Here is an 11,829-nt window from a genome sequence, read left to right as displayed (position 1 = left end):
TTATTACATTTAGTGAGCAATGGTCCTGTCCCTCGCAATCACCTTCCAGGAGCCTGTACACACATGATCTTCCACTACGTAAGCCCGTTCATACAGCGCCACCGTGGGGCAGATATGTAATGGCACCCCATAAAACGTAGTACCCACCGGATATGCAGCAGTATCGGGCACTTTGAGCACCAGGTGTTCCTCACTCTGGGATACCGTTTGTGCCTCCGGCGCATTCAGAAAATATACCCGTGGCTGTGGATTTTCCGCCGCCACAGATTTATGCCCCAGATCAAGACATAACAACTGATCATCAATCACAGAAACAACTCTCGACAATACCAGTGCGGCCCACTGGAAGGGTTGTTCCGGAAGATTTTTTCCATAACCCCAATCCCAAAACACAAACGTACCCGGACTGCATTCAATCACTGGTCTGGCAGCATGTATGGGAAAAGTAGGAGAACCACCCGCCACGATCACCGGTTCCGGCAATCCCGTGGCTACAATGGCATGTTGCAATACCGGCACCGGTCCATAAGCTTCGTCACAACGTTTTTTCCGTATAGTCATATCCGTATCATGCAGATGACCATCGTAAACATGTATACCTACCGGCCGTATACCCGGCAGCGTATACAGATACTGGTATAACTCCAGTGCCGCTTCCGGTTTAATGCCCGTACGGTTCATCCCTACGTTAAGATCGATATACACCGGCAGTTGAAGTCCCACGGCCGCAAACAGGCTGCTGATGGCTTCTCCGGCTGCCTTATTATCTACCAAACAGGCAAAATCAGTATCCGGATATTGTTGTACCAACTGCAACAAACGTCCTACCTTAGGGCCTACCGGCTGATAAGCCAGCAACACATCTCTGGCTTTTACCATGCCCAGCATCTCTGCTTCGGCGATAGTAGCACATTTATACTTTTGTATGCCGGCCGCCTGCATCAGTTGTACTACCTCTGCTATTTTATTTGTCTTTACGTGTGGGCGTAGCCGTTGTACATCATCGATCATCGTTTTTAACAGATCGATGTTCTGTTTAATCCTGTCTTTATATACCAGCAGCGCTGGTGAATCTACCTGTTCAGGCTTCTGAAGTTGATACCATTCCATAGGTTATATCATTAATGCAATTCAAACAGTGCTTCTATTTCTACCGGGATATTATCCGGCAGCGAGCCAAAACCAACAGCGCTACGTACGCCAACCCCGTTCTCCTGGCCCCATACCGCAGCAAACAGTTCGCTGCAGCCGTTGATGATATGGGGATGGCGTTCAAATTCCGGTACGCAGTTGACCATCCCCAGTACTTTGATGACTCTCTTGATTTGATCGAGGCTGCCCAGATGGGCGACCAGTGTGGAGAGGATCGCCAGTCCCACCTGCCTTGCCGCCACTTTACCTTCTTCCTCCGTAAGATCTCTGCCGATGCGGCCAATGATCAGGCGACCGTTGTCCTGCACGGTACCATGCCCCGAAACATACACATGTTTTCCATCTATCAGCAGCGGCTTGTACACTCCCAGTGGCGCAGGCGCCGGCGGAAGCGTAAGACCTAATGCCTTAAAATTTTCAGTCGGTGTCATTTTCGTTTATTGGTTTACGTTAGACAATCATGCTCAGCAGCAAACTACCGATGAGACCTGTTACCGAAACGATGGTTTCCATCACTGACCATGTTTTGATCGTATCTTTCACAGACAAGTTAAAGTATTCTTTGAACATCCAGAAGCCGGCGTCGTTGACATGTGAGAACATCAGGCTGCCGGCGCCGGTAGCCAGCACCATCAGGTTGGGGTTTACGCCGGAGGCGGCGATCAGTGGCGCTACGATGCCAGCGGTGGTTAAACCCGCTACCGTAGCCGATCCAATACACACCCGTATAATAGCCGCAATGCCCCAGGCCAGCAACAGCGGATGCATATGCATGCCCTGCAGCGTGGCAGCGATGTATTCACTCACCTTACTGTCGTGCAACAATTGTGTGAGCGCGCCCGATCCGCCGATGATCAGGATGATCACCGCTACATCTTTCACAGCGTCATCCATCAGGTTCAGTATCTTTTTGGAAGCCATACCTCGACGGATACCCAACAGGTACATGCCGTTCAATACCGCCAGCAACATTACAATCAATGGATCGCCCAGCCAGTTGACAATTTTATACGACAGCTGATCAGCAGGCAACCATAATTTCAACATCGCGGTTGTCGCCAGCAGCAACACCGGCAACATCGCGGCGAACAGGCTGGACAACATACCCGGTAACGCTTCTTCCGGCAGCGGCGGCGCCACAAACATCTTTCCCGGTTCAGTGGTATATTTTTTCAGGTATCGCGAAAATACCGGTCCCGCCAGGATAATAGCCGGTATCGCCAGCAAAATGCCATACAGCAACGTAAGTCCCATACTGGCATGAAACTGCTGCACCAATGCGGTAGGAGAAGGATGTGGCGGCAGATAGCCATGGGTCACTGACAGGGAGGCGAGCATCGGAATACCCAGATATACTGCCGGGAGACGGGTTTGCGCAGCCACGGTAAATATCAGCGGCACCATCAGTACAAAGCCGATGTTGTAAAACAGCGGTATGCCTACAATAAAACCTGTCAGCATCAGCGACCACTGGATATAACGCGGCCCGAGCAGGCGCATCAGCCCGCCGGCAATCTGTTGCGCAGCACCACTTTCGGCTACCAGTTTGCCCAGCATACTGCCGCAAATAATCACCACGATCAGCGAACCTAAAGTTTTGCCGATACCGGTTTGTATGGACTGGGTAATTTGCCCGATGTCCATATGCAGGGCCAGTCCCATGAGCAGGGAAACAATCAGGAAAGACAGGAAGGTATTTATCTTACACCAGGTAACCAGTACCACTAACAGCAGAATAGCAGCAATAACGATCAATAATGGCATATGCTCTTTCTTTTGGAAAGAACAAGATAACAAATTGATTCCGGGAATTCTACTCGTAACGCAAAGCGATAATAGGGTCCAGTTTAGAGGCCTTATAAGCGGGGTAAATGCCGGAAACCAGGCCTACAGCGGCACAGAGAGCAACGCCGACTAAAATCCACGCCCAGGGCACGACAAAAGAAGATTTCAATAATATAGACACGACATTGCCCAGCAGCATACCCGCCAGGGCGCCGAAGATGCCACCCATAGTGCTGATGATGATGGCTTCGTAGAGGAATTGTTTGCGGATGGTCTTGCTGGTAGCGCCCAATGCCTTGGTAACGCCTATTTCACGCGTTCTTTCGGCCACAGACACTAACATAATGTTCATCAGACCGATAGCGGAGCCGAAAAGCGTTATCGCTGCAATAGCTACGGCAAATAAGTTTACGGTCCCCAAACTCTGGAACAGCATTTCTGCAATACTATCGCTTTTGCTCAGCGTGAAATTATCTTCATCATTCAACGCCAGCTGCCGGACTACGCGGAAAGTACCGATGGCCTCTCCCTGCGCAGCCTCCATCTGTTTGATATCTTTCACGGCCACGCCTATCTGATAAGACGCATTGGGCCGGTTGAAAATTCTTCGTGTATTGTTGACCGTGGTAATCACCACGTTATCGGCACTCATCAGGTTACTGCTGCCTTTACTTTGCAGTACGCCGATGACGCGGTAACGTACGTCTCCCACGCGGATGGTATTATTTACCACGTTCTTCAGCTTGCGGCCAAACAACTTCTCCGCCACATCTTTACCCAAAATAGCGACATTACGGCCGGAAGACACGTCCAGTGCATTAAAATTGCGGCCGTCCTGGATGGTATAGTTGGAGATATCGAGATAGTTTTCGTCGCCGCCGATGACGGTCACATTGGGGTTCGTTTTCTTATCGTCTTTATATACGGTGGCAATACCACTCGCCCGGAAGTTAAGGCTCACTGTGGCAGGGAAATGGTATCTCTCTTTAAAGGCCAGCGCCTCCTGGTAAGAGATCGGCTTATTACTGATGGATTTTCTGACCTTTTTTTGGTTTTTATTACCCTTGGAAGCTTTATCCCCATCACTCCCGATATGCACCTGCATATCGCGGTTTCTGAGGGAAAAGCTATTGGCCCCCATACTGGCGAAGCTGGAATAAATACTGTTTTTCATACTGTCGATGGCCGTTAAGATGCCCACCAGTACTGTGATACCTACAGCAATAATAGAAACAGTAAGACCCGTGCGTAGTCTGTTGCCACTCACGGAACGATAAGCAAGGGAAAATATATCTAAAAACCGCATGTAATAAAGTTAATGGAAGTTCAGACAGGCGCAAAATAAAAAGTGAAGGAACGTGAACTATGCCGTTTGAGCGGTTACGGGGGCTATAAATGACAAAGGAAACGGCGGGGCCGTTTCCTTTGTGTCTATGGAAAAAATTTGTCTTGTAACGATTTTACAGCCAGCCGATCAGCAGGCCGGGGAACAGGCCCAGGACCAGCACCAGGACGATGGTCAGCACCAGGGCTGCCCTGAAACCGCCGGAGATGGGTTCTACTTCCGGATCACCCTGTTTGAAATACATGGCCATGATCACGCGGAAATAGTAGTATACGCTGATCGCGGCACACAGTACGCCTACAATCACCAGCCAGAGGAGATGACCGTGCTGAATAGCGGCAGACAGTACAAAGTATTTGGCGAAGAAACCCGCTGTTACCGGGATACCAGCCAGTGAAAACAGGAAGATGGTGGTTGCCAGCGCCAGCAGCGGCTGTTTACGGGCAAGGCCATTAAATCCTTCGAAAGTATAGTCCTTCAGTTTCATCAGCACGGCAAATACACCGATAGTAGCCAGGCTATAAGCGGCTGCATACAGCACAATGCCTTGTGCGGCGAACTGATTGATAGCGATAACGGCAAACAACATGAAACCTGCCTGCGCGATACTGGAATAAGCCAGCATCCTTTTTACGCTCTGCTGGAACACGGCACTGAAGTTGCCCAGGATCAGGGTGGCAGCAGTGATGATAGACAGTATCAATGTCCAGTGCTGGCTGATAGCACCACCGGAGAAGCTCACATGGAACATACGGAGGAAAGCCACAAAACCGCCGGCTTTCACCACAGTAGCCATGAAAGAAGTGAATACGGTAGGAGAACCATCATATACGTCAGGTGTCCAGAAGTGGAACGGTACAGCTGATACTTTGAAAGCGAGCGCAAAAGCCATCAGGATAATACCACACAAAGCCAGCGGATGTACCGGGTCTGCACCCAGTCCGAGCTCGGTGATATTAAAGGTGCCGGCAGCTCCGTAAATCAGGGCGATGCCCATCAGGAGGATACCGGTAGAGAAAGAGCCCATCAGGAAGTATTTCAGCGACGCCTCATTGCTTTTCAGGCTTTTACGGTCGGCTCCTGCCAGTACATACTGCGGAATAGACATGATCTCGATGGCCAGGAACAACATCAGCAGGTTGCTGAAAGAAGAGGCCAGCGTAATACCCGCCAGTATGAAGAAGATCAGGGCGAAGTAATCTCCCACATGTTCACCTACTTTTTCAAACTCTTTCCCGGACAACAGGAAATATATCAGGGTTGCACCTAAAGCCACTGCATTAAACAACACACTGAACTTTGATACTTCAATCATACCATATTGGATATAGCTGCCCAGCTGCACTGTAGGATACAGTGTCAGGTTGGCTATAAATGATAGGATGATGGCCGCGATGGCGAAAAATTTAATATGCTGCTTATTGCGTACAAATAAACCGACAAACATCAGAACAACGCCCGATAAAGCAGTAGAAATTAGTGCATTCATATTGTTTCGTTACAAAACCCGTTTAAAATTTTCTGATTTGGATATTTTAATATTTAGTCATTTTAAATGGCTAAATATCGAAATAACTAAATATCAAAATGCCTTGCTAACCAGATCCAGCATCGGTTGTGGATAAACACCCAATACAAAGATCATGATCACTACCAGGCTTAATGCCACCGTTTCGCCGGGTTGCAGGTCGGTAGTGGTGTCTGTCAGGGTATTGCCTTCACCGAAAATCACTTTCTGAATCATATTCAACGTATATACTGCAGCGAGGATAATACCTAATCCGGCGAATGCCATAAACCAGTGATTGTACTGGAACAGGCCGCTGAACATCAGGAACTCACCGATAAATCCGTTGGTAAGCGGTAAACCGATGTTCGCCAGGCTGATGATAACGAGGAAGATAGCCATCCGGGGCGCCTTGCGGGCCATACCACCCATCTGGTCCATGTTCTTCACACCGAGGCGGTTCTGTATCACTTCCACGATAATCCACAACCCGATAATGTTGATACCGTGGTTGAACATTTGCAGCAACACACCTTGTGTACCTTGTTCGTTATGCGCAAAAATAGCAGCGCTCATCAAACCGATGTGCGCAATGGAAGAGTAAGCGATCAGTCGTTTCAGGTCGCTCTGCACCATGGCGATGCAGGAAGCGTAGATAATACCGATGATAGACAGTACGATAGCCACGTCTGCCCACATGGCGGCACCTTCCGGCAGTACCGGCACGAGCCAGCGCAGCACACCAAACAGGCCCATTTTCACCATCACACCGGAGAGGATCATGGTCACCGGCGTAGGTGATTGCTCGTAAGTGTCCGGCTGCCAGGTATGGAACGGGAACACCGGCATCTTGATGGCGAATGCCACAAAGAACAGCCAGAACAGCCATTTCTGGTCACCCATGCTCAGCTGCAGGCTGGTGAAGGATGTCCAGCTAAAGGAATGGTCCGGGGTCTGGAAATACAGGTAGATGATACCCACCAGCATCAACAGGGAACCGAGGAACGTATAAACGAAGAACTTAAACGTAACGGGTATACGTTTTTCGCCACCCCACATAGAGCAGAGAAAATATACCGGTATCAACGCCAGTTCCCAGAATACATAAAACTGCAGGGCGTCGAAGGCGGTGAAAACACCTACCAGGCCGGCCTGAGAAAGCAACATCAGTCCGTAAAAGCTGTTAGGCCTTTCGATGTCGCGGTTATAAATAGTAATGAAAACCAGGAGGAAGGCAATCGCTGTCAATAAACACAGCATGGTGCCCATACCATCCAGGCCTACCCTGAACTGGCTTCCCAGCTGAGGTATCCAATCGGTAACAAAAGAAAGTTTTTTCGGATCGGCATGCAGCGTGCACACGGTTCCGATGGCTGTGGCTACCGACGCCAGGGATGCAATCATGCCCAGCACCTTTGGCCCGGACCCCTTCAGGCCGAATGCGATCAGGCCCGCTATGAAAGGAATCAGTATTAATAAAACTGTCAACATAATTTATCTGCGCTTGTAACTTCCGCTATTGGTTTATAATAAGAATCCGATCACAAATAATACGATCATACCGATTACCATGGCAAAGATGTAAAAACCTACCTGTCCGCTCTGAACACGGCGGATTTGCTGGCTGCCCCACTGAACGCTGCGGCCAACACCATTTACCAGTTTATCGATACCTGCTTTTTCAACAGTGTCACGGAAGAAGCGGGAAAGCTCCTGTAATGGTTTTACGATGATAGCATCATACAGCTCATCGATATACCATTTGTTTTCCAGCACTTTCGCCACCCCTGTATTTTCTTTGCCGGTATCTTCATAAGCCGCGAATTTCTGACGGGCAATCAGGATAAAGACAATAACCAGTACACTGCTCAGCCCCATCAGCATCCATTCGGTGCCGTGAGACAGGTGATGTTCTGTCACAAAAGGAGCAGAAGGCGCAAACACCGGTGACAGGTATTCTGCCAGCAGGTTTTTACCAAATACTTCCGGCAGGCCCACATAACCACCGAACACTGACAGGATCGCCAGAATGATCAGCGGAATAGTGATCGGGGAAGGGCTTTCGTGCAGGTGATGTTCCTGTTCGTGTGTACCACGGAATTTTCCGGAGAAAGTAATGTAGTACAGACGGAACATATAGAAAGCGGTCATCAGCGCGCCAATCAGTCCCAGTGCATACAGTACGGGGTTGTGGGCATAAGCGCTGGCCAGGATTTCATCTTTGGAGAAGAAACCGGATAAACCAGGGATACCCGCGATCGCCAGGCATCCTACGAGGAACGTCCAGTTGGTGGTAGGCATGTATTTTTTCAGGCCGCCCATTTTACGGATATCCTGTTCGCCGCCCATCGCGTGGATAACGGAGCCGGAACCAAGGAACAGCAGCGCCTTAAAGAAAGCGTGCGTCATCACGTGGAAAACAGCCGCAGAGTAGGCACCTACGCCCAGTGCGAGGAACATATATCCCAATTGGCTTACGGTGGAGTAAGCCAGTACTTTCTTAATATCGTTTTGTTTCAGTGCAATAGAAGCGGCAAACAGCGCGGTAGCGATACCAATCACCGCTACTACGGTCTGAATGGCCGGAGCCAGTGTATAGATCACGTTGCTGCGGGCAATCATATAGATACCGGCAGTCACCATCGTAGCCGCGTGGATGAGGGCAGATACCGGGGTTGGACCGGCCATCGCGTCGGGCAGCCAGGTATACAGCGGTATCTGTGCAGATTTACCCATGGCGCCTACAAACAGCAGCATGGCGATAGCCGCCAGCGTGGGGTTGTTCATGCCCAGCGGCGCTGCTTTCGCAAATACGTCGGGGAATGTAACTGTGCCGAACTGCATGATCATGAAGAAGATACCGAGCAGGAAACCGAGGTCACCGATACGGTTCATCACAAATGCTTTCTTGGCAGCATTATTATAACTGGTGTTTTTAAACCAGAATCCGATTAACAGATAAGAACAGAGACCAACGCCTTCCCATCCGATGAACATCATCACATAGTTGGCGCCGAGCACCAGTATCAGCATGGAAAACACGAAGAGGTTGAGGTAAGCGAAATATCTCGCAAAGCTCTCATCGCTTTCATCATGCATGTAGGAAGTGGAGTAAATGTGGATGAGGGTGCCCACACCGGTGATGATCAGAAGGAACAACGCACTCAGTTGATCTACCTGGAATGCGAAAGGAATATGCAGGCTGCCGACGGAAATGAAGTTAAACAGGTGTACCACCTGTGCCTGAAATCCCGGGGCTTTTACTTCAAAAAATGCCAATAAGCTCACGACAAAGGAAGCCAGTACGGTGCCGCTTCCGATAAACCCTACCAGGGACTTGGATAAAAATCTGCGCCCCAAACCATTCACCAGGAAACCCAATAATGGTAAAAATGGTACCAGCCAAACTAGTTTAATCATTTATCAATTCTATTTACGACGTCGAAACAATTAATAATTAAAGAGGATGAATTATTAATTTTTCAGCCTGTTAAGAATGTTTATATCTACCGAGTGTGTGTTTCTGTAGACCATTGTAATGATAGCCAGGCCTACCGCTACTTCTGCAGCAGCCACCACCATAATAAAGAATACAAACAATTGCGCTGATCCCGCATCTACTCTTCCAGCATCTGCCCACATTTTGGAAAATGCTACCAGCAACAGGTTTACGGCATTCAGCATCAGCTCTATGCACATAAAAATGATGATGGCATTACGGCGCATCAGCACCCCCATCACACCAATGCAGAACAGGGCGATACTCAGGAATATGTAATATTGAACAGGCATAAAAATGAATTACAAATTAAGAATTACGAATTACGAAAAGGCTCCCGTATCCGCTTAATTAATCTTTTTTACCGATAACAACGGCACCTACCATGGCGCTGAGGAACAGGATGCTGCTCACTTCAAACGGCACCACATATTGCGTGAACAACAGCTGGCCGAGATTTTTGATCAATCCTATTTCATTTGCTTCTGCGCCGACAGCCGGCATGCTGGCATCGCGCAGGGCGGCTACCAGTACCACCAGCAAAGCACCCCCACTGATAGCGCCGGCATATTTCAGCCAGTTGCGTTTCTGAGGCTCTACCTCCGCGTTCAGGTTCATCAGCATCATCACATAAAGGAACAATACCATGATGGCACCGGCATATACGATGATATGCACTACCGCCAGAAACTGTGCGTTCAGCATAATGTAATGCCCCGCAATGGTAAAGAAGGTTACGATCAGACACAATACGCTCGTCACGGGATTCTTACTCAATACTACACCCAGCGCCGAAACCAGGGCGATGACTGAAAGCACCATGAAAATTATTTGTTGTATACTCATTCCCATCTCTGCTATGTTTGACTATGTGTTTTTAGCTTATGCGTATTGTGAATAATTATTTGGACTGTTGTTTTGGATCAGGGATCAACAGATCCGGCTTTCCATAAATGAAGCCTTTACGCTGATAGTTAGACGGCGCGAAGGTTTCAGACATATAGATCGCATCTTTGGGACAAGCCTCTTCACAGAATCCGCAGAAAATACAACGCAGCATGTTGATCTCATACCGGGCCGCATATTTCTCTTCACGGTACAGGTGCTCTTCTCCTGGTTTTCTTTCCGCGGCCTCCATGGTGATGGCTTCTGCAGGGCAGGCCACCGCGCACAGACCACAGGCGGTGCATCTTTCACGACCTTCTTCATCCCGGTTCAATACGTGTAATCCACGGAATACCGGGCTGAATTGACGGCGCTGTTCAGGGAAGGCAACGGTAGCCTTCCGCTTGAATAAGTGCTTTAAGGTAATCCACATGCCTTTGGCAATAGCAGGCACATACAACTTGTCTGTAAAGCTTAATGGACTACGGTCCACCGGTTTTGCCCTGTTTGTTAATGCTTGCATAATAAATGCTTTATTTAGTCCACACCCGTGGTGTGTATAAATTATTTGATAAAAAATTAGTGTTGACGGGCCAGTACAATAGCACCGGTAATCAGCATATTGGCCAATGCCAGCGGAATCATCACTCTCCAACCCAGCCGCATCAGCTGATCATAACGGAACCTCGGGATCGTCCACCGTACCCACATAAAGAAGAATATAAACACCAGTATCTTCACGAACAGCGCCAGGAAGCCCAGCATGGTGAGCAGGTTGGGACTAACGCCCAGACTGTCCATACCCGGGAAAGCATATCCGCCGAAGTACATAGTGGCCATCAGCGCAGAGCTGACAAACATATTGATATATTCTGCAAAGAGATAAAAGCCCAGTTTCATGGAAGAATATTCCAGGTGGTAACCACCATTCAGTTCGTTCTCTGCTTCCGGCAGGTCAAAAGGAGCACGGTTCGTTTCAGCAAAAGCCGTTACCAGGAAGATAAAGAAGCCTAGCGGCTGGTATACCACGTTCCAGAGATCGTGGCGTTGCTGTTCTACGATTTCTTTCAGGCTCAGCGTGCCGGTCAGCATCAGCAGCGCGATCAGCGCCAGGCCCATCGGCAGCTCATAAGAGATGATCTGGGAGGCAGCCCTTACAGATGCCAGCAGGGAGTATTTGTTGTTAGAAGCCCAGCCACCGATCATGATACCATATACGCCCACACTCAGCACACCAAAAATGAACAGGATACCGATGTTAACATCAGCCACCTGCAGAGACACCGTACGGCCAGCGATGGTCAGCGTATCGCCCCATGGTATTACGGCGCTGGTCATACATGCCACCAACATGGCAATAGACGGACCGAGGATAAAGAGGAACCGGTTGGAGTTGGTAGGGATGATCTCTTCTTTGAAGAAGAGTTTACCACCATCAGCCAGCGGTTGCAGCAGTCCCATCGGACCGGCGCGGTTCGGGCCGAGACGGTCCTGAATCCAGGCAGCCACCTTTCTTTCGCCCCAGGTAGAGTACATGGCCACTACGAGTGACAGCACCAATACTGCGGATATCAGCAGTATTTTTTCAAGAATAAAAAACCAGTCTATGCTTAATAACGTCATTTTCCAATTACGAATTACGAATTACGAATACGA

At 49.1% G+C, this 11,829-nt stretch carries 11 protein-coding genes; all 11 read right to left on the bottom strand.

Translation table 11 applies throughout. The annotated features are described in order from the left end of the window. Positions 1 to 9 precede the first annotated feature (9 nt). Positions 10 to 1,110, bottom strand: coding sequence for a D-TA family PLP-dependent enzyme (locus tag ICL55_RS24385; RefSeq protein WP_188102371.1), 1,101 nt, complete (start codon positions 1,108 to 1,110; stop codon positions 10 to 12). Between the two features lie 11 nt (positions 1,111 to 1,121). Next, entirely contained in the window at positions 1,122 to 1,583 is a 462-nt protein-coding gene (locus ICL55_RS24380; protein WP_188102368.1) for a RidA family protein, read from the bottom strand. Positions 1,584 to 1,602: 19 nt separating this feature from the next. Further along, the gene (locus tag ICL55_RS24375) at positions 1,603 to 2,916 is read right to left on the bottom strand and encodes a gluconate:H+ symporter (protein WP_188102366.1); all 1,314 of its coding nucleotides are present in this window, start codon (positions 2,914 to 2,916) and stop codon (positions 1,603 to 1,605) included. 49 nt (positions 2,917 to 2,965) lie between these two features. Beyond that, positions 2,966 to 4,243, bottom strand: coding sequence for an ABC transporter permease (locus ICL55_RS24370; RefSeq protein WP_188102364.1), 1,278 nt, complete (start codon positions 4,241 to 4,243; stop codon positions 2,966 to 2,968). Between the two features lie 154 nt (positions 4,244 to 4,397). Beyond that, positions 4,398 to 5,771: an NADH-quinone oxidoreductase subunit N gene (locus ICL55_RS24365; protein WP_188102362.1), complete on the bottom strand. Its 1,374-nt coding sequence runs from the start codon at positions 5,769 to 5,771 to the stop codon at positions 4,398 to 4,400. Between the two features lie 93 nt (positions 5,772 to 5,864). Next, a complete protein-coding gene (locus ICL55_RS24360; protein WP_188102359.1) occupies positions 5,865 to 7,280 on the bottom strand; it encodes a complex I subunit 4 family protein in 1,416 nt (471 codons plus the stop codon). 33 nt (positions 7,281 to 7,313) lie between these two features. After that, the gene (gene nuoL, locus ICL55_RS24355; RefSeq protein WP_168870057.1) at positions 7,314 to 9,209 is read right to left on the bottom strand and encodes an NADH-quinone oxidoreductase subunit L; all 1,896 of its coding nucleotides are present in this window, start codon (positions 9,207 to 9,209) and stop codon (positions 7,314 to 7,316) included. Positions 9,210 to 9,263: 54 nt separating this feature from the next. After that, positions 9,264 to 9,581, bottom strand: a complete 318-nt coding sequence (gene nuoK, locus ICL55_RS24350) for an NADH-quinone oxidoreductase subunit NuoK (protein ID WP_168870058.1) — start codon at positions 9,579 to 9,581, stop codon at positions 9,264 to 9,266. Positions 9,582 to 9,639: 58 nt separating this feature from the next. Then, positions 9,640 to 10,134 carry an NADH-quinone oxidoreductase subunit J family protein gene (locus ICL55_RS24345; protein ID WP_188103170.1) on the bottom strand — a complete coding sequence of 165 codons (495 nt, stop codon included), beginning with the start codon at positions 10,132 to 10,134 and terminating at the stop codon, positions 9,640 to 9,642. A gap of 55 nt (positions 10,135 to 10,189) precedes the next feature. After that, on the bottom strand, positions 10,190 to 10,696 hold the full coding sequence (gene nuoI, locus ICL55_RS24340; RefSeq protein ID WP_188102357.1) for an NADH-quinone oxidoreductase subunit NuoI: 507 nt from the start codon (positions 10,694 to 10,696) through the stop codon (positions 10,190 to 10,192). A gap of 56 nt (positions 10,697 to 10,752) precedes the next feature. Beyond that, complete coding sequence (gene nuoH / locus ICL55_RS24335) at positions 10,753 to 11,796, bottom strand: NADH-quinone oxidoreductase subunit NuoH (RefSeq protein ID WP_188102356.1); 1,044 nt, start codon at positions 11,794 to 11,796, stop codon at positions 10,753 to 10,755. Positions 11,797 to 11,829: the final 33 nt, after the last annotated feature.

Origin of the sequence: Chitinophaga varians, from assembly GCF_014529945.1 — a bacterium.
Lineage (GTDB): Bacteria > Bacteroidota > Bacteroidia > Chitinophagales > Chitinophagaceae > Chitinophaga > Chitinophaga varians.
Note: the sequence above shows the minus strand (reverse complement) of the source record. Positions and strands in the feature narration are given on the sequence as shown.